Origin of the sequence: Ramlibacter humi, assembly GCF_004681975.1 — a bacterium.
GTDB lineage: Bacteria > Pseudomonadota > Gammaproteobacteria > Burkholderiales > Burkholderiaceae_C > Ramlibacter > Ramlibacter humi.
In genome coordinates, this window is the sequence record NZ_SMLK01000001.1 from 176,323 (window position 1) to 200,243 (window position 23,921).

Genomic DNA, 23,921 nt, shown 5'->3' on the forward strand with positions numbered 1-23,921 from the left:
TCATTCATATTATCGTCATACGATTGCCGCGATTTTTCTCCGTGAAAACCATGAGCGATCCCCGTTCCGACAAGCCCGCCGTGCTGGCCGTGATGAAGCTGCCGCCGTTCTACGTCGAAAGACTGCAGCGCGACTTCGAATTGCTCGATCGCCTGCACGTCACTGACCCGGCGGCGTTCTCGAAAGCGGCACCGCGCATCCGCGCCGTCACCGGCGGCGGCGAGTCGCTGGTCGATCGCGAGCTGATGGCGCGGCTGCCCGCGCTGGAGATGGTGTCCATCATGGGCGTGGGCTACGACAAGGTGGACGTCGCCGCCGCGAAGGAGAGGCGCATCCCCGTCACGCACACGCCCGACGTGCTGAACGACGAGGTGGCCGATCTCGCCATCGGGCTGATGCTGTCCGTCGCGCGCCGGCTGCCGCAGGCCGACCGTTTCGTGCGCGAAGGCCAATGGGAGCAGGGCGCGATGCCGCTCGCGCGCAAGATGTCCGGCGCGCGGCTGGGCATCGTGGGCCTGGGCCGCATCGGGCAGGCGATCGCGAAGCGCGCGCAGGCTTTCGGCATGTCCATCGCGTACACCAGCCGCTCGCGCAAGGACGTGCCGCATGACTTCCACGCAGACGTGGTGTCGCTGGCTTCGAACGTGGACTTCCTGGTCGTCATCACGCCGGGCGGCGCGGGCACGCGGCACCTGATCGACGCGAAGGTGCTGAAGGCGCTGGGTCCGCAGGGCTACCTGGTGAACGTCTCGCGCGGCACGGTGGTCGACGAAGCCGCGCTCATCCGCGCGCTGCAGGACGGCACCGTCGCCGGCGCGGCGCTGGACGTGTTCGAGGACGAGCCGCGCGTGCCGCCGGCGCTGCGTGCGCTGGACAACGTGGTGCTGACGCCCCACATCGGCAGCGGTACGGTGCAGACGCGGCATGCGATGGCGCAGCTGGCGTTCGACAACCTGGCCGCGCACTTCGCCGGCCGTGCGTTGCCGACCCCCGTGCCGGAGTGCCGATAGGGTTTGTCCCGACTGACCGCTTAAGTATCAATCATCATATGATTAACCCGGCCCTCGCGATCGCACCGGGGCCCACCGATACCCACAAGGAGACACTGCCAATGAAATTCAGGACCATCGCGGCCGCCGCCCTCGTGGCGTCGGGCCTCATGGCGGCCGGTACCGCGGCTGCCCAGGAAAAGCTCACCGTCTGGTGGGTCAAGGGCTTCTACCCCGCGGAAGACCAGGCGCTGTTCGACGCGATCAAGAAGTACGAAGCCAAACACAAGGGCGTGAAGATCGAGCTGTCGCAGTACCCGATCCAGGACATGATCCCCAAGACGGTGGCCGCGCTGGATGCCGGCAACCCGCCCGACGTGGCCTACGCCGACGTCTACGACTTCCAGGTCACCGCCAAGTGGGCCTACGACGGCAAGCTGGAAGACATCTCCAAGGTCATCGACCCGCTGCGCCCGAAGTTCGAGCCCAATGCGCTGGCCACCACCTTCCTGCTGAACAACGCGGAGAACAAGCGCGCGTACTACGCGTTCCCGCTCAAGCAGCAGACCATGCACATCCAGTACTGGAAGGACATGCTGGCCGAGGCGGGCTTCAAGGAAAGCGACATCCCGAAGGACTGGAAGGGCTTCTGGAGCTTCTGGTGCGACAAGGTGCAGCCCGCCGAGCGCCAGAAGACCGGCCAGCGCATCTTCGGCATCGGCCAGCCCCTGGGCGTGGATTCCAGCGACTCGTTCTACTCGTTCCTGACCTTCATGGACGCGTACAACGTCAAGCTGGTCAACGACGCGGGCAAGCTGCTGGTGGACGATCCCTCGGTGCGCACGGGCCTGATCGGCGCGCTGACCGACTATGTCGCGCCGTACACCAAGGGCTGCTCGCCGCCGTCGTCCACCAGCTGGAAGGACCCGGACAACAACGTGGCCTTCCACAACAAGACCACGGTGCTGACCCACAACGCGACGATCTCCATCGCCGCCAAGTGGCTGGACGACGCCAACAACACGCAGCTGAACGACCAGCAGCGCGCGGCTGCCAAGAAGAACTACACCGAGAACATCGCCACCGCCGGCTTCCCCAACAAGCCCGACGGCAGCAAGATGGTGTACCGCACGGCGGTGAAGACCGGCGTGATCTTCAAGGGCGCCAAGAACACCAAGCGCGCGATGGAGTTCGTCTCGTTCCTGCTGCAGGACGAGAACCTCACGCCGTACGTGGAAGGCTCGCTCGGCCGCTGGTTCCCGGTGACCAAGGCCGGCCAGGCCAGCGCGTTCTGGAAGGCCGACCCGCACCGCCAGGCGGTGTTCAACCAGTACGCCAATGGCGTGGTGCCGTTCGAGTTCACCAAGAACTACAAGTTCACGGTGCTGAACAACGAGAACGTCTGGGCCAAGGCCGCCAACCGCGTCATCAACGAGAAGGTGCCGGTGGACAAGGCGGTCGACGAGATGATCGCCCGCATCAAGACCGTCGCCGGCAACTGAGCCCCGCAAGCCGGCGCCGCCCCAGCGGGTGGCGCCGGTCCTCCATCCCCGCAATCCCCACCCCCGACAAAGCCCAGGAGCCGCCATGTCGCAAGCCGCCGCATTGCCGCTGGAAGCCGAGACGGCCGCGCCGCCGCGCCAGTCGCGTTCGTGGGAGCTCTGGGGACGGCTGTTCGTCGTCCCCTACCTGCTGGTGTTCCTGGTCTTCGTGCTGTACCCCGTGGGCTACGGCCTGTGGCTGGCCCGGCACCCGGACAGCTACGAGAGGCTGTTCCAGGACCCCATCTTCTTCCGCACCGCGATCAACACCGTGGTGTTCATCGTGGTCGCCATCAACTTCAAGATGGTGATCGCGCTGTTCCTCTCCGGCTTCTTCGTCCACGAACGCTGGTGGATCCGCATCCTGTCGGTGCTGTTCATCATCCCGTGGGCCGTGCCGTCGATCCCCACCATCCTCTCGGTGCGGTTCATGCTGAACCCCGAGTGGGGCGTCATCAACACGCTGATCTTCCGCCTCACCGGCCAGGACGGCCCCAACTGGCTGAACGACCCGACGCTGGCCCTGTGCTTCTCCATGCTGATGCACGTGTGGAAGTCGCTGCCGTTCTGGACGCTGATCCTGGTGGCGGGCCGGCTGGCCATCCCCGGCGAGCAGTACGAGGCCGCCGCCGTCGACGGCGCCAGCAGCTGGCAGAAGTTCCGCTTCATCACCTGGCCGGCGATGAAGACGCTGTACCTCACGTCCACCATCCTGTCGATGATCTGGACGCTGGGCGACTTCAACAGCGTCTACCTGCTCACCGGCGGCGGCCCCGCCGACCTCACGCACGTGCTGGCCACGCTGGGCATCCGCTACCTGCGCCTGGACCAGGTGGACCTGGCGATGGCGTCCATCGTGGTGGCCATGCCGCTGGTGCTGCCGCTCGTGTACTTCATGATGAAGAGGCTGTCCAAGTGAAGATCACCTGGCGCAACGTCGCGACCGAAGCCAAGCTGCTGCTGGTGGGCATCCCGGTCCTGCTGTGGACCATGATCCCCATCTACCACCTGTTCCTGTTCTCGATCTCGAGCAAGGACTCGGCCACGTCGGGCCGGCTGTGGCCGAAGGAACCGACGCTGCAGAACTTCGACTTCGTGTTCTTCCAGAAGCACTTCTACCTGCACCTGTTCTGGAAGCAGCTGTGGAATTCGGTGGTCATCGCGGTGGCGGTGGGCGCCATCACGCTCTTCATCGCCACCACCTGCGCCTTCGCCATCAGCCGGCTGAAGGTGCAGGGCGGCCGCACGGTGCTGAACCTGGCCCTGTTCACGTACTTCATCCCCGCCGCCTTCCTGGCGGTGCCGATGTACAAGGCCATGAGCAGCTACGGCCTGCTGAACAACCAGTGGGCGCTGATCCTCGCGATGGTGACCATCGCGTCGCCGTACTGCATCTGGGTGCTCAAGCAGGCCAGCGACAAGCTGCCGCTGGAACTGGACGAAGCCGCGCGCATCGACGGCGCCACGCCGCTGCAGCTGTTCCGCCTGGTGTACCTGCCGCTGATGGTGCCTTCGCTGGTCGCGGTGGGCACGTACTCGCTGCTGCTGGCCTGGAACGAGTACCTGTACGCCTTCCTGCTGCTGTCGCACGACGAGCAGGTGACGCTGGCCGTGGCGCTGGGCAACTTCCTCTCGGCGGACGATTCGCCGTGGGAACTGCTCATGTGCACCGGCCTGATCTACGCGCTGCCGCCGGCGGCGATCTATTACGCCTTCAAGCGCTACATGGTCGGCGGATTGACCGCCGGCGCCGTCAAGAGTTAAGCCATGGCATCCGTTTCCTTCCGCAACGTCGAAAAGAACTTCGGCAAGTTCAAGGTCATCCACGGCATCAGCTTCGACATCACGGACGGCGAGTTCGTGGTGCTGGTCGGGCCGTCGGGCTGCGGCAAGTCCACGCTGCTGCGCATGCTGGCCGGCCTGGAGCCGATCAGCGCGGGGCAGATCGGCATCGACGAGACCGTGATCAACGACCTGGACGCCAAGGACCGCGACATCGCGATGGTGTTCCAGAGCTACGCGCTGTACCCGCACATGACGGTGCGCGACAACATGGGCTTCAGCCTGAAGCTGCGCAAGGCCGACAAGGAAGTCACCGCCGCGCGCGTGGCCGACGCCGCCCGCGTGCTGAACCTCGACGCGCTGCTGGACCGCTACCCGCGCGAGCTGTCGGGCGGCCAGCGCCAGCGCGTGGCGATGGGCCGCGCCATCGTGCGCGACCCCAAGGTGTTCCTGTTCGACGAGCCGCTGTCGAACCTGGACGCCAAGCTGCGTGTCGCGATGCGGGCCGAGATCAAGGCGCTGCACCAGCGGCTGAAGACCACCACGGTGTACGTCACGCACGACCAGATCGAAGCCATGACCATGGCCGACCGCATCGTGGTCATGCACGACGGCATCGTGGAACAGATCGGCACCCCGCTGGAGCTGTTCGACCGGCCGGGCAACCTGTTCGTCGCGCAGTTCATCGGCTCGCCCGCGATGAACGTGCTGGAAGGCACGCTGAAGGTCGGCGCCGACGGCAACTGGGTGCAGGCGCAGGGCCAGGCCTGGCCCGCGCCGCGCGTCGCGCGCGGCACCGACGGGCAGAAGGTGCACTACGGCGTGCGGCCCGGCGACCTCAAGCTCGTCGGCGAAGGGCAGGGCGTGCCGGCGAAGGTGGTGGTGGTCGAGCCCACGGGCGCCGAGACGGAATTGCTGCTGCAGGTCGGCGAGGCGCGCCTGGTGGTCGTGCTTCACGGCCGCACCGCCGCGCAGCCGGACGAGACCGTGTACCTCTCGGTGGACCCCAAGTGCGCCCACCTGTTCGATGGCGCCGACGGCCGCCGCCTGGACTGAAAGGCACAATCCCCCCATGGCCGCCACGCAGTTCACCAAGGTGGTCCTGTTCACCGACACCGACGGGCGGGCCCGCTTCCGCGAGGAGCCGGTCACGCTGGACCAGGGCACCCCTCAATCCATGTTGTCCGCCTTGATGCCCAGCGGCGGCTACCAGCTTCGGCACAGCCCGGTGGGCTTCCGCAGCCAGTTCCACGTCTCGCCGCACACGCAGTGGGTGTTCATCCTCTCGGGGCGCATGCAGATCGGCCTGCAGGACGGCAGCTCGCGCACCTTCGGGCCGGGCGAGCATTTCTGGTCGGCCGACCTGCTGCCCGAAGGCGCGGTGTTCGACCCCAAGGTGCACGGCCACTGGAGCGCGCAAGTCGGCGGCGAGCCGCTTGTCACGCTGTTCGTGCGGGGCTAGCCCGTGGCCATCAAGAACGTCCACGGCAGCACGCTGGAGAAGCTGGGCCAGGCCGTCATCTCCGGCCGCTACCCGCCCGGCGCCACCATCCCGCCCGAGCCCGTGCTGTGCGAAGAGCTGGGCGTCAGCCGCACCGTGGTGCGCGAAGCGGTGAAGTCGCTGGTGGCCAAGGGCCTGGTCAGCACCGGCCCGAAAGTCGGCACGCGCGTGCTGGCGGCGGAGCAGTGGAACTGGTTCGATCCCGAGGTCGTGGTCTGGCAGTCGCAGGTGGGGCTGACGCGCGAGTTCCTGCGCGACCTGCAGGAACTGCGCCGCGTGGTGGAACCCGCGGCGGTGCGCATGGCCGCCGAGCGCGCCACGCCGGAAGACATCGCGGACATCGAGGCCGCCTTTGCCGGCATGCGCAAGGCGGTGGAGGAGGGCGGCGACTACGTCACCTTCGACCTGGCTTTCCACCAGGGCCTGCTGCGCGCGGCGCACAACCGCATGGTGGCGCAGATGAGCAAGGCGCTCGCCGCGCTGCTGCGCACCAGCTTCGAGATCTCCACCAGCCGCAAGGACGGGCCGCGCTCGTCGCTGCCCATGCACCGCGCGGTGCTGGACGCGGTGATCGCGCGCAACCCGGCCAAGGCCGAGAAAGCCATCCTGGTGCTGATCGACGGCGCGCGCGAGGACATCGAGGAAGTGCTCGCCTCGCGCCGCCGTCTGCCCAAGCTGGATTTGCCCGCGCCCCGGCTGCGCGCCATGGTGTAGAGCGGCCTCCCGAAGGCGGGCCGGCTGAGGCATCGCCGACCGCCAGCCTTTAAAATCGGCCCAACAAGATTCGCGGCCACGGTGGGCCTTCCCACCACTCGGCACGCGGGCGCCTGGCGGGACGCAGACGGTCCCGCCGCCACCCCGTTGCTGGAGAGCTGTTTCGTTGTCCGACCTTCCTGAACCGGGGGCGCCGCCGCCCCCGGGCCCCGACGATCCCCGCCGCTGGCTGGGGGCCACCGCCCTGCTGGACCTCGAAGACCCGCGCCTGCGCGTGCGGGCCCGCTCGCTCACGCAGCTTTGCAAGACCGAGCGCGAGAAGGTGTTGTCGGTGTACGCCTTCGTTAAGCGCCTGCCGTTCACCAAGCCGCTGAAACTGCAGCCGCGCACGGCGCGCCAGGTGCTGGACGCCGGCCGCGGCGATTCGCCCGACAAGGCCACGCTGCTGGTCGCGCTGCTTCGCTCGGCGGGCATCCCGGCGCGCCTGCACTGGTACGAATTCAACGGCGAAGTGATGCGCGGCCTGGTGCCGTCGCTGTCCAGCGGCGGCCGGCCCGCGGTGGAAGTGTGGGCGCAGGGGCGATGGGTGGGCACCGACACCTACATCTTCGACGCGGCCTACATGGCGGCCGCGCGCCAGCGGCTGAAGGACCTGGGCTGGACCTGGGGCTACGGCATCCACCGCGAAGGCCACGCCATCTGGAACGGCCTGGATGGCGCCTGGGTCGGCGGCAGTCCGCCGGCCGAAGACCCCATGGTGCTGGAAGACCACGGCTGCTACGACGACGTGCTGGCGTTTTCGGCTTCCGAGGCTTACCGCAAGCGGCGCCGCCCGCTCACGCGGTCGCTGCACTGGAACATGGTGGCGCCGCTGATGGAGCGCGCGATCCGCGAACTGCGCGCCGGCGACGGCCCGGCCTCGCCGCCGCAGGCCGAGCGCGAGACCTCGTAGGGCGCGCTCAGCGGCGCGCGGCGCCTTGCAGTTCGCCCGACAGCATCACCTGCCTGCCGCTGGCGCGGGGCACTTCGCGCACCAGCGCGCCGGCAACGTCTTCCGCCTGCACCGAGCGGTAGTTGGCCGGGATCAGCGGCCGCAGCGCCGTGGAAATCCTCAACGCCAGTTTCTCGCCGCCGCGTTCGGGCTGCCCCAGCGCCGTGCGGTTGCCGGCCAGCATCGAAGGCCGCGCGATCACCAGGGCGTCGAATCCCAGCTGCGCCAGCGTGTCTTCCAGCTCGCCTTTCACGCGGCTGTAGAAGATGGACGAGCGCGCGTCGGCGCCCATCGCGCTGACCAGCCCCGCGCGCCGCGCGCCCGCCGCTTGCGCGGCCCGCGCGACCGTCAGGTTGGCGTCGAAGTCGACGGCGCGGAAAGCGGGCTGGCTGCCGGCGACCTTGATCGTGGTGCCGAGCGCCAGGTAGACCTCGTCGGCCGCGGGAAGGGCCGGCAATGTCGCGAAATCCACCTGGTGCACCGTCACCCGAGGGTCGGTCTGCGGCAAGGCCCGCCGCGCCAGCACGTGCACGGCGCGCACGCCGGGGTCGCGCAGCAGCGCGGCGAGGATCTCGCGGCCCACGAGACCCGTGGCGCCGGCGAGGAGGACGGTGCGGCTGGTCATTCGCGGATTGTCGCCAGCAAGGGGAACAAAGGAAAGCGGACACCCTTACGCGGAGTCCGCAGAGGTCACGCAGAGGGCGCAGAGAAACATCTTGAATGTCTTCTCTGCGCCCTCTGCGCTTGCTCCGCGTCCTCTGCGTAAGGGTGTCCGCCTTCAGAAGCGCGCCGCTGGCGCGCCTGGATTCAACGCCCGTTGCCGTAGCGGACGTTCTGTCCGCGCTGGCCGTAGCCACCACCGCCGCCGCCGCCACCACCGCCGCGATTGCGGTTGCGGCCGCCCCCGTTGCGGTTGCCGCCGCCCATGCTGTCGATGCTGGTGCGGGTGGGATCGGGCTGGCCGTTGCCGTTGACGCGCTTGACACCGGTCATGTCGCGGCGAGTGGGCAGGCTGGTGCGCAGGGGGTCGACGTTGCGCGGCATGCGGTCGTCGTCGCGGTCCTCGCGGTCGTCGAAGTCGCGTTCGACGCGTTGCGGACGCTGCTGCTGCGGCGGGCGCTGGCCATTGCCGTTGGCGCCTTGCGCCGGGCGCGGGCCGCCGCCTTGCGGACGCGCGCGCTGGCCATTGCCGCCATTGCCGCCGCCGTTGCCATTGCGCGCGCCGCGGCCTTCGCCTTCGGACTTGCCGCCGCGCTGCGGCGCCTTGTTCTCGCGGATGCGCTGCATCATTTCCTGGCGCGCGGCCTTGGCGGCGGCGGCCATCACATCGCGGCTGGGCGGCTTGCCCGCGCCGCCCCACAGGGTCTGGCGGCCCATGGCGATGGGCTCGGCGCGCTCGCCGGCGTCGGGGCCGAAGCCTTCGACCACCTGCACGGGAATCTGCTGCTTGGTGAAGCGCTCGATCTCCTGCATGAACCCTTCCTCGTCCAGGCACACCAGGCTGACGGCCTGGCCTTCCTTGCCCGCGCGGCCGGTGCGGCCGATGCGGTGGACGTAGTCCTCGGACACGTTGGGGATCTCGTAGTTCACCACGTGCGGCAGGTCGTCGATGTCGATGCCGCGGGCGGCGATGTCGGTGGCCACCAGCGCGCGGATCTCGCCGCTCTTGAAGCCGGCCAGCGCCTGCGTGCGCGCGCCCTGGCTCTTGTTGCCGTGCAGCGCCATCGCGGTGATGCCGTTCTTGTTCAGGAATTCGGCGACGTGGTTGGCGCCGAACTTGGTGCGCGTGAACACCAGCACCTGCGACCAGTCGTGCTGCTGGATGATGTGCGCCAGCAGCTGCTTCTTCTTGGCGCGGCCCACCGGGTGCACGACCTGGGTGATGCGCTGCACCGTGGTGTTGCGGGGTGTGACCTGGATGCTACGCGGATCGCGTAACAGTCCGTTTGCAAGGTCACGAATTTCATCACTGAACGTGGCCGAGAACAGCAGGCTCTGCTTTTCCCGGGGCACCAGGGCGAGCACCTTCTTCACGTCGTGGATGAAGCCCATGTCCAGCATGCGGTCGGCTTCGTCGAGCACGAGCATTTCGACCGTGGACAGGTCCAGGTGACCCTGCTGTTGCAGGTCGAGCAGGCGGCCCGGCGTCGCGACAAGGATGTCGACACCTCTCCTGATGCGGTCGATCTGCGGGTTCATCCCCACACCGCCAAAGATGACCGTGGAGGTGAGCGGCAGGTACTTGCCGTAGGTGCGCACGGACTCTTCCACCTGGGCGGCGAGCTCGCGCGTCGGCGTCAGCACCAGGGCCGCGATGCCGTCCTTGCCGAACTTGTTGGTCTTGCCCTGGCCCTTGGAGAGCTTGTGCAGCAGCGGAAGGGTGAAGGCGGCCGTCTTGCCGGTGCCGGTCTGTGCGCCGGCGAGCAGGTCGTGCCCTTCGAGCACGGCGGGGATGGCCTGGGCCTGGATGGGGGTGGGGTTCTCGTAGCCTTGTTCGCGCACGGCCTTCAGGATGGCCGGTGCCAGGTTCAGTTCGTCAAAAGTCATGGATGAGCGCCTACCGTGGCGCAGGGTATCGGCCCGTGCGGCGCCTTGCGGGCACCGAGCAAGTCAGAAGGCAGATGAGGTTGGAGGCGGGAGGCTCGGCGGGGCCGGCGGCTCCCCAGCGGAACGCTGAGCCCGTGGAAAGCGACTGCTGATCTCCGCGGGAACCCGTATTGTCGCATGCTTCGCAACACCCCTCCGGCTCAGCATAATGAGCGCGACCATGGCCAAGATGCTTCCCCGCCGGATCGGCGTGGCCGACGATCCCACCGCGCTGCAGCCGTCCCTGAACGACTGTCTCACCACCGTCATCGGCCAGGCCGACTCGCTGATGGCCGAAGTGGTTCAGGGCCTGGTGCGCGGCGCCGCGCCCACGGGTCCGCAAAGCATCCCGGCTTTCCAGCAGGGCGGCATCCGCGCCGCGGTGGCCGCGCTGGCCACGCTGGACATGCAAGGCGCGCAGGTGCGCGCCACCTTCAAGCAGGAACTCACCCGCGTCGTCTACGAAGGCGGCGGCAAGGACACGGTCCAGGCCGAGGTGCTGCGCTACGAAGACCTGCAGTTGTTCGGCGACGCCGAGCTCGACCAGAGCATCGAAGTCGCGCGCGCCCAGCAGGAAGTCAGCTTCGCCGTCGACGACGTGCTGCCCGCGCTGGATGCGCTGGTGAGCACGCTGCTGGGCTGGCGCACCATCCAGCCGGGCCTGAACCCGGTGCGGCCGGAAGTGTTCGTGCGCGCGCTGCAGGCGACGATGGCCATCCACGTGCCCGACGCGAGATCGCGGGAAACCATCATCGCCCCAGCGGGCGGCATGCTCGGGGCGCAGTTGCGGCGCCTGTACCGCGAAGTGTCCGAGTGGCTGCTGTCCACCGGCATCGAGCCGGCCGTGCCCATCGGCGGCAAGGTGCACCAGGGCAGTGGCGCGACCGGCTCGTCCACCACCGGCGCGATGGCCAAGACGCTGCTCACGCTGGACCGCCTGCGCCAGTTGCTGGCCGGCGACCTGGACGCGCCGCGCGGCAAGCCCGAGTTCCTGCACACCGTGCCGGCTTCCATGTCGCTGCTGCAGGAGCTGAAGCAGGAAGAACTGCTGGTCAAGCGGCTGGAGCAAAGGCCCAAGCCCGCGCCCGCGCCCGCATCCCCGGCCCAGCCCGCCGCCGCGCACGAGGCGCCGCCGCAGCAGCGCCTGGGCGCGCAGCTGGGCGAGGAAGTGCTGCGGCTCATGTTCGAGACGCTGGCCAAGGACGCGCGCCTGCTCGCCGCATACAAGGACCAGCTCAAGTCGATGCAGCCTGCGGTGCAGCGCCTGGCGCTGCAGGACTCGCGTTTCTTCAGCGACCGCACCCACCCCGCGCGCCAGTTCCTCGACCGCGTGACGCAGCGCAGCCTGGCGTTCCAGCGCGAGGAAGACGAAGGCTTCCGGCGCTTCCTGGAAACGGTGAAGTACGCGGCCAAGTGGCTGACCGAGAGCAAGGTCTTGGACGCCGACTCCTTCGGCGAGCTCACCGATCACCTGCAGCAGGTGTGGACCGGGCACGACCAGACGCTGCGCCACCGCCGCGAGGAAGCGGCGCGCGCGCTGCTGCACGCGGAGCAGCGCAACCTGCTGGCGCAGAAGCTCGCGGCCGATTTCGCCCAGACCATGGACGGGCTGGAAGTGCCCGCCTTCGTGCTGGAGTTCCTCAAGGGCTCGTGGGCGCAGGTGGTGGCCGAAGCGCAGCTCAGCTGCACCGACGGTTCCGACGACCCGTTCGGCTACCGCGCGATGGTGGACGAGCTGGTGTGGAGCGTGCAGAAATCCACCTCGGTGCGCCGGCGCGCGCACCGGCTGACGGAGATGGTTCCCACGCTGGTGGCGAAGGTGCGCGAAGGCCTGCAGCGCATCGCGTACCCGCCGGAGCTGTCGCAGCGCTTCTTCGACAACCTGATGGCGCTGCACTCGGCGGCGCTGCGGGACGCGCAGGACGCCTCGCGCAAGCGCGCGCAGGAGATCGAAGCGCAGCCGCCCACGCTGGAGCGGGCCGACGCCGACGAACCCTGGCTGGCCGACAGCGAGGTGCAGGAATCGGGCTGGCTGGACCAGGACTCGCTGATGCCCGAGGACTTCGCGGCGGCCGACGTGCCACCGCCGGGCGGCACCGCGCCGGAACCCGAGGCGGCGCCGCCCAGCGACCTGCGCACGGGCACCTGGGCCGAATTGATGGTGGACACGCAGTGGACCCGCGTGCAGCTCACCTGGGCCAGCCCGCACGGCACGCTGTTCATGTTCACGTCCATCGCGGGCACCGCGCACTCCATGTCGCGCCGCACGCTGGACCGCCTGCGCACGCAGGGCCTGCTGCGCGTGGTGGCGGATCGCCCGGTGGTGGACGATGCACTGGACCAGGTGGCGAAGGCGGCGCTGAAGAACAGCCTGGACGGCGGCTAGGGTCAGGGGCGGGGCACGAGGACGACGCTGTCCGGAAAGGCTATGCCGCTGGGCCGGGTGCCAGTGGGTGTCAAGGCGCCCGACGCGGAGATGGCGTAGGTCAGCACCATGTCCGAGCCCGTGTCGCTTACCAGCAGGTATTCCCCCGCAGGATCGATTGCCAGCCCGCCAGGGGAATTCCCGGCCGGCACCGTTGCGCCCACGATGGACAAGGCACCCGTGGCGCCGTCGATGGCGAAGACGGTGATGCCGTCGAAGTTGAGCGCGAACAGGAAGTCGCCTTGCGGCCGCACCCCCAATGCGGCGGTGGTCGGCGGCGAAGCCGTGGTGGCCATTTCCGTCAGATCGCCCAGGCCGGGCCCAATACGAACGACCGTCAAGGTGTCGTCGCCGTTGTACGTGAAGAGGAACCGCCCGCGAGGATCGACGGTGAAGAAGGAAGGTGGCTGTCCCAAGGTCAGCGTGGCCAAGCCCGTGAGGCTGCCGGTGGACGGGTTGACGAGGAACGGACGCACCGTGCCGTTCAGGTTGGACACCGCGTACACCAGTGTGCCGGCCGGATGGAAAGCGAGGCCTGCCGGGTTCGGACCTGCGCCAGCCATCGGCGGGCCCACCCGTTCGGGAAGGCCCGTCGCGGCATCGATGCGCAGCGCCTGCAGGAACCCGCTGGGGCGGCCGGTCACAACGACGAAGCGGCCCTTCGGGTCCATGGCCGCGAGTGGGCCGGGCAGGCCGAGCGGCACGCGGGCGAGTTCGGTGAGTTCTCCGGTTGCCGGGGAAATTGCGTAGGTGCCCAGCGTGCCGCCAGAGGCGTCCTGCGGCACGTAGAAGTAGCGGCCGCTGGGGTGGGCCACTCCCGCGTAGGCCGCATCCACGGCGCCGATGGCCGCGCTGGTAGGGGTGACTGCACCCGCCGCAGCCACGTCGAACGCCTTCACCGTGCCGGTGCCCGATTCGCCGACCAGTGCGGATGCCGCCTGCGGCCATCCGCACATGATGGTGGCTGCCTGCTCTGTCGCCGATGACACGCTGCAGCGCTGCGGCGGCGCCACCGGTTGCGTGGCGACCTCCACTGTTGGCGTTCCGCCAGCCGGCGTCACCGAGGCGAACTGACCGTCTGCGCCGATGTCGATGACGGTGCCCGCATGCCGGACCTGCAGCCCGGTGCCGAGCAGACCTTGCACGGTGATCGCCATCGGCCGCGGCTGCGGCCCGGGAGCCGACTCAGGCGGCGCCGCGTCGGGCGGGACCTCGTCTTCCTTGCCGCCGCAGGCGGCCAGCAGCAACACGTGGCAGAGGATGGCGAAAACGAGGAGAACACGGCGCATGGCTTGGATGGGCAGGATGCGAAGCCCGCCAAGCTATCGGCCCCGCGGCAGGGGCACATGGCGCATAGCGGCCACGCGGCCGCGCGAGCAGGGATAATCCGCCATTCCGCCGCAGCCCAGCCGGGCTCGCGCACTTCCTCCTCACCCGTTTTCCGCACCCAGGCAGAGCCCATGGCCCAGTACGTCTACACCATGAACCGCGTCGGCAAGATCGTTCCGCCGAAGCGCCAGATCCTCAAGGACATCTCGCTGTCGTTCTTCCCCGGCGCCAAGATCGGCGTGCTGGGCCTGAACGGCTCGGGCAAGTCGACCCTGCTCAAGATCATGGCGGGCATCGACACCGAGATCGAAGGCGAAGCCACGCCGATGCCGGGCCTGAAGATCGGCTACCTGCCGCAGGAACCGCAGCTCGACCCCGAGCAGAACGTGCGCGAGGCCGTCGAGGGCGGCATGGGCGAAGTGGCGGAAGCCAAGGCGCGCCTGGAAGAGATCTACGCCGCCTACGCCGAGCCGGACGCCGACTTCGACAAGCTGTCGGAAGAGCAGCAGAAGCTGGAGAGCATCATCGCCGCCGCCGGCGCCGAGGGTGACTCGGAGCACATGCTGGAGATCGCCGCCGACGCACTGCGCCTGCCGCCCTGGGAAGCGGTGATCAAGAACCTGTCGGGCGGCGAGAAGCGCCGCGTGGCGCTGTGCCGCCTGCTGCTGTCCAAGCCCGACATGCTGCTGCTGGACGAGCCCACCAACCACCTGGACGCCGAGTCGGTGGAATGGCTGGAGCAGTTCCTGGCGCGCTTCTCCGGCACGGTGGTGGGCATCACCCACGACCGCTACTTCCTGGACAACGCCGCCGAGTGGATCCTGGAACTGGACCGCGGCCGCGGCATCCCGTGGAAGGGCAACTACAGCACCTGGCTGGAGCAGAAGGAGGCGCGCCTGGAAGCCGAGCAGAAGGGCGAGGAAGCGCACGCCAAGGCGATGAAGCGCGAACTGGAGTGGGTGCGCAAGAACGCCAAGGGCCGCCAGTCCAAGAGCAAGGCCCGCCTGGCCCGCTTCGAGGAACTGAGCGACATCGACTACCAGCGGCGCAACGAGACCAACGAGATCTTCATCCCGGTGGCCGAGCGCCTGGGCAACGAGGTCATCGAGTTCGAGAACGTGTCGAAGTCGTTCGGCGACCGCGTGCTGATCGACAACCTGAGCTTCAAGGTGCCCGCGGGCGCCATCGTCGGCATCATCGGCCCCAACGGCGCCGGCAAGTCGACGCTGTTCAAGATGATCGCGGGCCGCGAGCAGCCCGACTCGGGCACGGTGAAGATCGGCAAGACGGTGCAGCTGTCGTTCGTCGACCAGAGCCGCGACGACCTGGCGAACGAGAAGACCGTCTGGGAAGACGTGTCCGGCGGGCTGGACATCATCAACGTCGGCAAGTTCCAGATGGCCAGCCGCGCGTACTGCGGCCGCTTCAACTTCAACGGCGGCGACCAGCAGAAGAAGGTGGGCACGCTGTCGGGCGGCGAACGCGGCCGCCTGCACCTGGCCAAGACGCTGCTGCAGGGCGCCAACGTGCTGCTGCTGGACGAGCCTTCCAACGACCTGGACGTGGAAACGCTGCGCGCGCTGGAAGACGCGCTGCTCGAATTCGCGGGCAGCGTGATGGTGATCAGCCACGACCGCTGGTTCCTCGACCGCATCGCCACCCACATCCTGGCCGCCGAAGGCGACAGCCAGTGGGTGTTCTTCGACGGCAACTACCAGGAGTACGAGGCCGACAAGAAGAAGCGCCTGGGCGAAGAGGGCGCGAAGCCGAAGCGGGTGCGCTTCAAGGCGCTGAAGTAATCGGGCCCGGCCGGGCATCCGCCAGCAGCGCCGCGATGCTGCGGTGCAGTTCGGCCGGCGGCGCCGGCTTGTGCAGCAGGGGCAGGCCCGTGGCGCTCGCCTCGCGCAGCCGGTGCGGCGCGGTGTCTCCCGTCAGCAGCAGCGCGGGCAGATCTGGCCCGCACGCGGCGCGCAGCGCGGCGATCGCTTCGATGCCCGTGCGCCCGCCGCGCAGGCGGTAGTCGCTGACGACCAGCTGCGGCGCCCACGCGCCCGCCAGCGCCAGCGCGGCCTCGATGCCGTCGACCGCCTCGCAGTCGCATCCCCAGTCGCGCAGCAGCAGTTGCATCCCCGCGCGCACCGTTTCGTCGTCGTCCACCACCAGCACGCGCACCGGCGGCAACCGTTGCAGCCCCGGCCGATCCGCGGCAAGCGCCATCGGCGGCACGGGCAGCGTGGCGCCGTGGACCGCCGGCAGCACCAGGCGGAACACGCTGCCGCGTCCCGGCCGCGAAGACAAGGACAACTCGCTGCCCAACGTCCGGGCCAGGCCCTGCGCGATCGCCAGGCCCAGGCCCAGCCCCTTGCGGCGGTCACGCTCCGGATTGCCCAGCTGGTGGAATTCGAGGAACACGTCCCGCTGCTGCGCGGGCTCGATGCCGATGCCGGTGTCCCACACCTCGAGCGCCACGTCCCGGCCCCGCGCCCGGCAGGCGACCAGCACGCCGCCCCCGCCGGTGTAGCGGATGGCGTTGGAGACCAGGTTGCGCACGATCAGATCGACCAGCGCCGGATCGGACAGCACCGCGGCATGGGTTTCGCGCGAGCGGTAGACCAGGCCCTTGGCGTTGGCCTGCGGCGCCAGTTCCCTCTCGATCTGGTGCAGCAGCGGCTGAAGATGGAACGCCCGCGGCTGCGCCTCGACCACGCCGGCTTCGATGCGCGAAAAATCGAGCAGGGTGTCGAGCATGTCCGAGCAGGCTCGCGAAGCCGCCACGGCGCTTTCCAGCAGCGTGCGCTGGCTCAAGGTCAGCTCGCTGCGTCCCAGCAGTCCCAGGAACAGTCCCTGTGCGTGCACCGGCTGGCGCAGGTCATGGCTGGCGGCGGCCAGGAAGCGGGACTTGGCCTGGTTCGCCTCGCTCGCCAGCTGCTCGGCCCGGCGCGCACGGCTGACCTCGACGTGCAACTGCCCGATCAGGCTTTCGTTCTCGAAGCGCAGCTCGATCGCCGCGCGCGACGCACGGGCGCTGTTGCGCGCCTGGCCCAGCAGTGTCGCGGTGTACAGCACCCCCGCGATGCCGAGGATGCGGTACGCGGGTTCCCCGGTCAGCAGGAGCTTTCCCGCGACCGTGCAGAACTCGACCAGCATGAACACCACGAACACCGGCAGCACCGGCGACAGCGACGACATCGAACCGCCGGCGACCGCCGCCAGCACCGCCACCACGAGCACGCTGCCGCCCAGGCTGGCGTGGTCCAGCGCCACCCACGCCAGGGCGCCCCAGGCCATGGCGTCCACGGCGTTGAGCAGCATCTGCCCCCGCGCGATGCGGCGGGCACGCGAATCGTCGATGGCGGTGGCCGTGTCCAGCATGCGGCGCGCCACCCAGGCGCTGTACAGCTTGACCGCGATGACCGCTGCGCACCACAGCTCCAGCGCGTGCGCGTCGCCGTCTCCCCGCAGGAAGGCGGCCAGCAACAGTGCCAGCAGCACCCCCGGCAGCACCGAACTGCCGACGTTGCCCAGCAGCAGCCGGAGCTGCTCGGCCAGCATGCGCCCTTCGGCAAGGCGCCACACGGTCCGGTGGTCGTGCATCAGGCGATCAGGCCCAGGCGGCGCGCGACGAACGCCGCCTCGGAGCGGCTGGACACCTGCAGCGCGGCCAGGATGGCCTGCACGTGGCCGCGCACGGTGTTCTCCGACAGGCTCATCCGGCGGCCGATGACCTTGTTGGACAAGCCCTGGCACATCAGGTTCAGCACCTCGCACTGCCGCGGAGTGAGCCGCGGCGGCGTCGCCGCGGGCTCCGCCTGCAGTCCTGCAACCAGGGCCGCCGGCGTCCCGGCCTCCGCCGCGAGCGATTCGCCTCGCAGCAGCGGCACGACGACGGCCAGGATGCGCTCGGCCGAATCCGCCTTCGAGACATAGGCCGCCGCACCGCGCTCGAGGGCGAGCTTCACCTTCTCCGGCTCGGTGTGGGACGACAGCATGACGACCGCTGCGCGCGGCCAGCGCCGTCGCAGGGGCGCGATCGCCTCCAACCCGTTCAAGCCCGGCAGCTGGACGTCCACCAGCAGCAGCTGCGGCGTGCCGTCCAGGGCCAGCGCCTGGTCGAGTGAGGCGGCTTCCAGCACCTGCAGCCGCTCGATGCCCGCCGCCAGCACCATCCGCAGCCCGGAGCGGAAGAGGGTGTGGTCGTCGAGCAGGAGGATGAGTGGAGAAGCTGGCATCGGGAGGCGAGCCCAACGCCGACCATGCCGCAGGCGCATGGGGGTCGGGTGGAGCTGTTGCCCATCAGTCCAAAAAGACTATGGCTGGTGCGTGTCGGTGTTCTTACAGTTAGTTGCATTCTGACTTGTTGTTGAGAGTTCTGATGGATCGCAGAGTTTTTTCCCTGAGTCTCCTGGGTTCCGCCGTTGCGGCGCTGACGGGCTGTGGCGGCGGCGGTGGTGGCGAAGAGGTCGCCGCGGCGGCTGTGCCGGACGTGCCCGCTGTGGTTCCCCCTGCGGCCCCGACCGTGGAACTGGCGAGCGCCACCGCGCTGAAAGGCGCGACCGTCATGCTGCAGACCGTCGCGGCGGCCGACGGCGACGGTGAACCCGCGCCGGGCCAGGCGAACTACTGGGACCTGGAACCGGACTTCAGCCTGGAGGACGGCTACAACGACCAGTGGGACCAGGCCCTGGTGCTGTCGATCGACGATGGCGCCACCGTGACCGGCTTTCCTTCCGACCAGTTGTACAGCGAGCTGACGTTCTACGGTCCCGAGCTGGGCGCCGCGGACGGCGTGGTCACGGTCACCTTCAATGCCGCGCCGAACCGGGCCGAACTGCACCAGGTGCGCGGTGCGGCGCTCCAGCAGACTCTGGACCTGCGGGCGGCGACGGGCGCCATTTCGGCCACCTGGAACGACAACTACGCCATCAACTCGGGCAACTTCGGTGACGAGCCTTCGTCGTACCAGGTGGTGGTCCGCAGCACGGCGGGTGCTCTCCTGGCGACGCTGTACAGCGACGACCGCACCACGGTGGTGGGCACCCAGGGCTCCGGAACGCTGACCGCGTTCGCCGGCCAGATCGTCGTGCTGTCCTTCGAACTGTCGCCGCAAGGCGGCTACAACTCGCCCACCACCGTCACCGCCGTGTCGGTCCGGGACGGCGGCGCCGTGGAGTACGTGACCAACGGCAACTTCGCGGCCGGCGGCACCGGCTGGACGGTGCCTGCCGTCAAGATCGTGCAGAACGTCCAATCGGGCGTTCGCACGCTGGCCGGCCTGGAAGTGCAGCGCATGTTCTTCTCGCAGCCCAATGCCACCTGGGGCCGGTTCACCGACACCTTCCGCAACCCCACGGGCGCCCCCATCACGGTCACCGTCACCTACGCGTCGAATCTCGGCTCGGACGGTTACGGCATCCTCTACACGACGCCGGGCGCGAACGGCAAGGCGTTGACCGCCTGGGACGGCAACACCGGCGACCGCGACGTGGCGATCGTGTACGGCACGGGCACCCCGACCTTCACCTCCGCTTCGGCGCTGAACACGAATGACGGCAATGACGACATCTTCGTCGCCTACCCGCTGACGGTGGCCGCGGGCGCCACGGTGACCCTGGTCCACTTCATTGTCATGAACGGCACCGACACCGGGCAGACCGCCGCCGACACAACCGCGCGCGCGACGGCGACCGACACTGCCGCCGCCGACATCGCCACCAACTTCCGCAACAACGTCGCGTACCGGCGCGGCATGCTGCAGCCGCAGCTGGACACGCTGGCCAACTTCTGAGCGGCGCGCGGCCTGCGCGCGGGCCGGACTGATGCAAACGGCTTTCAGGCTCGACGCCTGAAAGCCGTTTGCACTTGAGGGGCACGCCGTGCCCCGCGGGTCAGCAATTCGTGCTGTTGCTCGCGGTGGGGCTTCCCGTCGTGCCGCCGCTGCTGCCCATCGTGCTGCTGCCCGAGCTGCCCGACATGCCGGAGCTGCCGGAACTGCCGGAACTGCCGCCCATGGTGCCGCCGGAGCCGCTGCTGCCCATGCTGCCGCTGGACCCGGTACTGCCGCTGCTGCCGGACGAGCCGTAGGTGCCGCCGCTGCCCATGCCCGAGGTGCTGCCCGAGCCGGTGTTGCCCATCGCGGTGCTGCCGCCCGTGCCCGAGCTGCCGCTCATGCCGCTGCTGGCGGTGTTCGCGCAGTCCGGGCGGCTGGAGCCCATCGTGCTGCCGCTCGCGCCGGGGGTGGAGCCGGTGGTCCCGGTGCTGCCGCTTGCCCCGTCGCTGCTGCTGCCGCTGCTTCCGCTCGTACCCTGAGCGGCCGCGAATCCCGAGGCCAGTGCCAGCGTGAGGGCCGCGGCGAGCGAACCGAGTTTTCCGATCTTGCTCATGTGAAGATTCCTTTCGTCGTTGATGAGAAACCCTCCCCGGACGTGCCTGGAGGACGGTGCGGCACGGCGGCAATCCCCATGCCCACCGCGGCTGTGCCACCTCGCAGGATGAGCTGTAAAGTCAAGCCATGAACGAGCAGCCCACCGATGAGCGAGCGCTTCCCGCCTACCGCCAGTGCGTGCGCGACGCGGCTCTGCAGGGCCGCGCCGTCATCCAGCGCGCGGTCGCGCAGGTCGAAGCCACGCTCGATGCGCGGCTGCAGCGCGCGCGTGACGTCGAGGACCGCAACCTCGTGCACGAATCCATCAACCTGCTGCACCGCCACGGCGCCGCGCTGGCCGAGGCGTATTCGGGAGCGCTGCTGGCCGAGTTCGGCCGCGCGGTCGCATCCGTCGCCGCCGCGCCCGCGTCCGCGTCGGCGGGCACGCTAAAGTTCGCCGAGCTGGAGCTGGTGGACGACAACCGAATGCAGGAAAGCGTGGAGGTGTTGCGCACGCAGCAGGCCGTGGCCGCCGCGGTGGAGCACGAACTGCCGCACCTCAACGCGCTGGTGTGCGCGGCCCAGGGGCTGCGAACCGTGCAGGCCGAGCGCAACCCGCTGCGGCCGGAAACGTACGTGCGCACCTTGCGCCACGTCGTGGGCGAGTTCGCGGTGCCAGAGCCCGTGCGGCTGCGCTGGCTGCAGTTCCTCGGCGAGGCGCTGGGGCCGGAGGTCGTGCGCAGCTACCGCTCGCTGATCGAGACCCTGCGCGCGCAGGGCGTCAGCGAAGCCGGCTTCCAGATCGCCGCCACGGCGCCCGAGCGTGCCCGCGCCGGTGCACCGGCCGGGGACCGCCCGCTGACTTCGCTGACCGTCCATGCCCTGAGGCGCCTGCTCGCGGGTGAACCGGAAGCCGCCGCGCCCGCGGCCAGCGGCGCCGCGCCAGCCGAAGCCGCGCCCGCCACCACGTTCGGCGAAACCGTGCCCGCCGCGATGGAGATGCTCAAGGAGCTGCGCGACGTCGATGCGGCGATCCAGCGGGTGCGCCGGCGCGAGCGCGAGCAGCCCGGGTCCGGCGATGCGATGGCCCAGCTGCGGCGCGCGCTGCAGGCCGAGGCGCGCCGGCCCGGCCAGTCCATCGGGCTGGAAGTGGTGCGGCTGATGATCGAGACGCTGGTGGCCGACCCGCGCATCCTGCCGCCGGTGCAGCAGGCCCTGCGCGCGCTGGAACCCGCGCTGCTGCAGCTGGCGCTGGCCGATCCGCGCTTCTTCAGCAACCGGCGCCACCCGGCGCGCCGGCTGCTCGACGAGGTCGTCTCGCGCAGCCTGGCCTGGCACTCGGCCGGCGAGCCCGGCTTCCGCGATTTCCTCGGCCCGCTGGTCGAGGCGGTGGAGGCGCTGGCCACCACGCACGTCACCGGCGCGGAGCCGTACGAATTCGCGCTGCAGACGTTGCAGGAAACCTGGGACCGCAAGCTGTCGCGCGAGCGGCGCAGGCGCGAGAAGGCCATGCAGGCGCTGGTGCGCGCCGAGCAGCGCAACCTGCTGGCCGCGCGGCTGGCGGCCGACTTCGAAGCCGGGCCTCACCTGGCATTGGCGCCGCCCATCGTCGCCGAGTTCATCGCCGGGCCCTGGTGCCAGGTGATCGCGCAGGCGCAGATCGACGGCGCGGAAGAGGCGCCGCAGTACGCGGGCCTGGTCCCCGAACTGCTGTGGACGCTGCTGCCGCATGCGACACCCACGGCCGCCAAGCGGCTGGCGCAGCGCCTGCCGCCGCTGCTGGCCACCCTGGAGCAGGGGCTGAAGTCCACCGGCTACACGGGCGTGCAGGTGCGCCGCTTCATGCAGCGGCTGTCGGACCTGCACCACGCCACGATGCAGTCGGCCGTGGCGGCGCGGCCGCGGCCCGAAGACCGCCCCGCGGCGAAGGAAGAACTGCAGCAGCTGCTGGGCCCCATGCTCGAATCGGGTGGCTGGCTCGCGCCGGAAGAAGCCAAACAGTCCGGCTTCATGGATTCGCTGCCCGCCACGCACCACCCGCTGTTCCAGCCCACCGAACCCGGCCCGGCCAAGACGGTGCCGGCGGCGCTGCCCGACCTGCCGCTGCAGCTGCGGCCGGGCAGCTGGGTGGAGCTGTTGCTGGAAGACGGCTGGTCGCGCTGGCAGCTGGCCTGGAGCAGCCCCGGCGAGACGCTGCTGATGTTCACCAATGCGCAAGGGGACACGCACTCGATGACGCCCAAGCTGGCGGCCGCGCTGTCGCAGGCCGGCGCGCTGCGCTTGGTGTCGGAAGGCGAGGCGGTGGACGGCGCGCTGGACGCCGTGGCCGACGCCGCGCTGATGAACAGCTTCGAGTTCCGCTTCTGAATCAGGCCACCGGCGCCAGCCGGTTGCGGATCAGCCGGATGTTGGAGCGCAGCGCGTAAAGCTCGTCGGCGTACGACAGCGGCACGGCCACGTGCGCCACGCGCTGGTCCATCTCGTCCAGTTCCTTCAGCAGCTGCGGCACCGCGTCCGGTTCCTCCGCGCCGCGTTCCTCGATCGCGCGCAGCTGGCCGTACCAGCGGAACACGCGCGAGCGGATGCGGAAGGCGTACAGCGGCGGGATGATGCGCGACAGCGGCAGCAGCACCGCGACGATGATGCCCAGCGCCAGCCACATGCGCTCGACCAGGTTGGCCAGCCAGAACGGCAGGTACCGCTGCAGGAAGGGCGCGCCGGCCTGCATCACGCGCTCCGCCTCGCGCGAGATGGGGTACTCGCTGTTCTCGATGTTGGGGAAGGCGCGCGCGCGGTTGAACCAGCCCGCGGGGCTGTGCAGGGTGCGCGCGGCCTGGGCGAACAGCTGCTGCAAGGCCGGGTGCGTTTCCGCTCGCGCCAGCAAACCGGTGGTGGTGGCGACCAGGCGCACGTTCTGCGGCGGCAGGTCCTGCGCCAGGTCGACGATGCCGCGCGGCAGCGTGGCCGGCGACAGGAAAGCGAAGCGGCGCGAATACGCCTCCGCCTGCGCGAAGTCCAGCAGCTTCACGCCCGGCGTCTGCAGCAGCATCTGCACCATCAGCGACTCGGGCGCGGAAGCGAACACCACCGCGTCCAGCTCGCCGGAGAGGAAGGCCGCCGTGGCCGGCGTCTGTTCCAGCTGCGACAGCTGCAGCGTCGCGGGGTCGATGCGATTGGCCTCGAACAGCCGCTGCATCAGCTTGGGCACGCCGCTGCCGGGCGTGCCCACGTTCAGCTTCATGCCTTCCAGCTGCGTCAGCGAATTGAGCTGTCCCGTGGGCACCTTCTTCTTCGCCGATTCCTCGCGGTAGAACAGCCATACCGGCTCCAGGAACAGGCTGCCCATGGACACGATGCCTTCGCGGTCTTGCTCGGACACGGTGCCGGAGGAAGTGCCGCCCTGCACGAAGGCGAAGTCGGCGCGGTTTTCCCGCAGCAGGCGCTCGTTGTCGACCGAGCCTTCGCTGGGCACCAGCTCCACGCGGATGCCGTTGGCGGCCAGGGCGCGCTGGTAGCGCTTGCCGAACTCGTCGTACGCGCTTTGTGCCGGGCCGGTGGCCAGGCGCACGTGCTTGGGCGGAGCGGGATCCAGCCAGAGGTAGGCGAGCACCAGCAGCGCCACCGCCAGGAAGGCGAATGGTCCCGCGGAGACCAGCAGGTCGCGCACGGACAGGAGCGTGTAGCGGATGGCCTTGGGCATGA

At 69.5% G+C, this 23,921-nt stretch carries 20 protein-coding genes; 14 read left to right on the forward strand and 6 right to left on the reverse strand.

The window, feature by feature from the left end:
• Positions 1–50 precede the first annotated feature (50 nt).
• From EZ216_RS00880 to EZ216_RS00915, 8 genes are all read left to right on the forward strand, one after another.
• Positions 51–1,010, forward strand: a complete 960-nt coding sequence (locus EZ216_RS00880; protein ID WP_135247688.1) for a 2-hydroxyacid dehydrogenase — start codon at positions 51–53, stop codon at positions 1,008–1,010.
• A 101-nt stretch (positions 1,011–1,111) separates the two neighbouring features.
• Positions 1,112–2,491 carry an ABC transporter substrate-binding protein gene (locus EZ216_RS00885; RefSeq protein WP_135247689.1) on the forward strand — a complete coding sequence of 460 codons (1,380 nt, stop codon included), beginning with the start codon at positions 1,112–1,114 and terminating at the stop codon, positions 2,489–2,491.
• Between the two features lie 85 nt (positions 2,492–2,576).
• On the forward strand, positions 2,577–3,449 hold the full coding sequence (locus tag EZ216_RS00890; protein WP_135247690.1) for a carbohydrate ABC transporter permease: 873 nt from the start codon (positions 2,577–2,579) through the stop codon (positions 3,447–3,449).
• 2 nt (positions 3,450–3,451) lie between these two features.
• Positions 3,452–4,294 (forward strand): carbohydrate ABC transporter permease, encoded by an 843-nt coding sequence (locus tag EZ216_RS00895; RefSeq protein ID WP_338050533.1) that lies wholly within the window; start codon positions 3,452–3,454, stop codon positions 4,292–4,294.
• A gap of 3 nt (positions 4,295–4,297) precedes the next feature.
• A complete protein-coding gene (locus tag EZ216_RS00900) occupies positions 4,298–5,368 on the forward strand; it encodes an ABC transporter ATP-binding protein (RefSeq protein WP_135247692.1) in 1,071 nt (356 codons plus the stop codon).
• 16 nt (positions 5,369–5,384) lie between these two features.
• Positions 5,385–5,774: a cupin domain-containing protein gene (locus EZ216_RS00905; protein WP_135247693.1), complete on the forward strand. Its 390-nt coding sequence runs from the start codon at positions 5,385–5,387 to the stop codon at positions 5,772–5,774.
• 3 nt (positions 5,775–5,777) lie between these two features.
• On the forward strand, positions 5,778–6,527 hold the full coding sequence (locus tag EZ216_RS00910; protein WP_135247694.1) for a FadR/GntR family transcriptional regulator: 750 nt from the start codon (positions 5,778–5,780) through the stop codon (positions 6,525–6,527).
• 166 nt (positions 6,528–6,693) lie between these two features.
• On the forward strand, positions 6,694–7,479 hold the full coding sequence (locus EZ216_RS00915; RefSeq protein WP_167772793.1) for a transglutaminase-like domain-containing protein: 786 nt from the start codon (positions 6,694–6,696) through the stop codon (positions 7,477–7,479).
• 7 nt (positions 7,480–7,486) lie between these two features.
• On the opposite strand, the gene EZ216_RS00920 is transcribed toward EZ216_RS00915, so the two are convergent.
• Entirely contained in the window at positions 7,487–8,143 is a 657-nt protein-coding gene (locus EZ216_RS00920) for an NAD(P)H-binding protein (protein ID WP_135247696.1), read from the reverse strand.
• Between the two features lie 182 nt (positions 8,144–8,325).
• Positions 8,326–10,065 (reverse strand): DEAD/DEAH box helicase, encoded by a 1,740-nt coding sequence (locus EZ216_RS00925; protein WP_135247697.1) that lies wholly within the window; start codon positions 10,063–10,065, stop codon positions 8,326–8,328.
• 220 nt (positions 10,066–10,285) lie between these two features.
• On the opposite strand from EZ216_RS00925, the gene EZ216_RS00930 reads away from it, so the two are divergent.
• Positions 10,286–12,490 (forward strand): DUF1631 family protein, encoded by a 2,205-nt coding sequence (locus EZ216_RS00930; protein WP_167772794.1) that lies wholly within the window; start codon positions 10,286–10,288, stop codon positions 12,488–12,490.
• A gap of 2 nt (positions 12,491–12,492) precedes the next feature.
• Here EZ216_RS00930 and EZ216_RS00935 read toward each other — a convergent pair whose 3' ends face one another.
• Complete coding sequence (locus EZ216_RS00935) at positions 12,493–13,818, reverse strand: beta-propeller fold lactonase family protein (protein ID WP_135247699.1); 1,326 nt, start codon at positions 13,816–13,818, stop codon at positions 12,493–12,495.
• Between the two features lie 171 nt (positions 13,819–13,989).
• Here EZ216_RS00935 and ettA point away from each other — a divergent pair, with 171 nt between their 5' ends.
• Positions 13,990–15,657 carry an energy-dependent translational throttle protein EttA gene (gene ettA / locus EZ216_RS00940; RefSeq protein WP_135247700.1) on the forward strand — a complete coding sequence of 556 codons (1,668 nt, stop codon included), beginning with the start codon at positions 13,990–13,992 and terminating at the stop codon, positions 15,655–15,657.
• On the opposite strand, the gene EZ216_RS00945 is transcribed toward ettA, so the two are convergent.
• Together EZ216_RS00945 and EZ216_RS00950 are read right to left on the reverse strand one after the other, a co-directional pair.
• Positions 15,641–17,452 (reverse strand): ATP-binding response regulator, encoded by a 1,812-nt coding sequence (locus EZ216_RS00945; RefSeq protein ID WP_135247701.1) that lies wholly within the window; start codon positions 17,450–17,452, stop codon positions 15,641–15,643. The two genes, ettA and EZ216_RS00945, sit on opposite strands and share 17 nt — an antisense overlap.
• A complete protein-coding gene (locus EZ216_RS00950) occupies positions 17,452–18,087 on the reverse strand; it encodes a response regulator (RefSeq protein ID WP_135247702.1) in 636 nt (211 codons plus the stop codon). Before EZ216_RS00950 ends, EZ216_RS00945 begins: the two co-directional genes overlap by 1 nt.
• 143 nt (positions 18,088–18,230) lie before the next feature.
• Here EZ216_RS00950 and EZ216_RS00955 point away from each other — a divergent pair, with 143 nt between their 5' ends.
• The 4 genes from EZ216_RS00955 to EZ216_RS00970 all read left to right on the forward strand — a co-directional run bounded on the left by EZ216_RS00955 (position 18,231) and on the right by EZ216_RS00970 (position 22,586).
• Entirely contained in the window at positions 18,231–19,643 is a 1,413-nt protein-coding gene (locus EZ216_RS00955) for a hypothetical protein (protein WP_205959601.1), read from the forward strand.
• A gap of 110 nt (positions 19,644–19,753) precedes the next feature.
• A complete protein-coding gene (locus EZ216_RS21230) occupies positions 19,754–19,939 on the forward strand; it encodes a hypothetical protein (protein WP_167772795.1) in 186 nt (61 codons plus the stop codon).
• Positions 19,940–20,164: a hypothetical protein gene (locus EZ216_RS00965; RefSeq protein WP_135247704.1), complete on the forward strand. Its 225-nt coding sequence runs from the start codon at positions 19,940–19,942 to the stop codon at positions 20,162–20,164.
• A 202-nt stretch (positions 20,165–20,366) separates the two neighbouring features.
• On the forward strand, positions 20,367–22,586 hold the full coding sequence (locus EZ216_RS00970; RefSeq protein WP_135247705.1) for a DUF1631 family protein: 2,220 nt from the start codon (positions 20,367–20,369) through the stop codon (positions 22,584–22,586).
• Between the two features lies 1 nt (position 22,587).
• Here the strand turns inward: EZ216_RS00970 and EZ216_RS00975 are convergent, their stop codons facing one another.
• Positions 22,588–23,919: a TAXI family TRAP transporter solute-binding subunit gene (locus EZ216_RS00975; protein ID WP_135247706.1), complete on the reverse strand. Its 1,332-nt coding sequence runs from the start codon at positions 23,917–23,919 to the stop codon at positions 22,588–22,590.
• Between the last annotated feature and the right edge of the window lie 2 nt (positions 23,920–23,921).

What these genes read in the sequence shown, in the direction of transcription:
- EZ216_RS00975 (WP_135247706.1), bottom strand. Translation starts at nt 23,919, where the DNA reads ATGCCCAAGGCCATCCGCTACACGCTCCTGTCCGTGCGCGACCTGCTG.
- EZ216_RS00885 (WP_135247689.1), top strand. Translation starts at nt 1,112, where the DNA reads ATGAAATTCAGGACCATCGCGGCCGCCGCCCTCGTGGCGTCGGGCCTC.
- EZ216_RS00970 (WP_135247705.1), top strand. Translation starts at nt 20,367, where the DNA reads ATGAACGAGCAGCCCACCGATGAGCGAGCGCTTCCCGCCTACCGCCAG.
- EZ216_RS00950 (WP_135247702.1), bottom strand. Translation starts at nt 18,087, where the DNA reads ATGCCAGCTTCTCCACTCATCCTCCTGCTCGACGACCACACCCTCTTC.
- EZ216_RS00920 (WP_135247696.1), bottom strand. Translation starts at nt 8,143, where the DNA reads ATGACCAGCCGCACCGTCCTCCTCGCCGGCGCCACGGGTCTCGTGGGC.
- EZ216_RS00890 (WP_135247690.1), top strand. Translation starts at nt 2,577, where the DNA reads ATGTCGCAAGCCGCCGCATTGCCGCTGGAAGCCGAGACGGCCGCGCCG.
- ettA (WP_135247700.1), top strand. Translation starts at nt 13,990, where the DNA reads ATGGCCCAGTACGTCTACACCATGAACCGCGTCGGCAAGATCGTTCCG.
- EZ216_RS00900 (WP_135247692.1), top strand. Translation starts at nt 4,298, where the DNA reads ATGGCATCCGTTTCCTTCCGCAACGTCGAAAAGAACTTCGGCAAGTTC.
- EZ216_RS00955 (WP_205959601.1), top strand. Translation starts at nt 18,231, where the DNA reads ATGGATCGCAGAGTTTTTTCCCTGAGTCTCCTGGGTTCCGCCGTTGCG.
- EZ216_RS00880 (WP_135247688.1), top strand. Translation starts at nt 51, where the DNA reads ATGAGCGATCCCCGTTCCGACAAGCCCGCCGTGCTGGCCGTGATGAAG.
- EZ216_RS00935 (WP_135247699.1), bottom strand. Translation starts at nt 13,818, where the DNA reads ATGCGCCGTGTTCTCCTCGTTTTCGCCATCCTCTGCCACGTGTTGCTG.
- EZ216_RS00905 (WP_135247693.1), top strand. Translation starts at nt 5,385, where the DNA reads ATGGCCGCCACGCAGTTCACCAAGGTGGTCCTGTTCACCGACACCGAC.
- EZ216_RS00930 (WP_167772794.1), top strand. Translation starts at nt 10,286, where the DNA reads ATGGCCAAGATGCTTCCCCGCCGGATCGGCGTGGCCGACGATCCCACC.
- EZ216_RS00945 (WP_135247701.1), bottom strand. Translation starts at nt 17,452, where the DNA reads ATGCACGACCACCGGACCGTGTGGCGCCTTGCCGAAGGGCGCATGCTG.
- EZ216_RS00925 (WP_135247697.1), bottom strand. Translation starts at nt 10,065, where the DNA reads ATGACTTTTGACGAACTGAACCTGGCACCGGCCATCCTGAAGGCCGTG.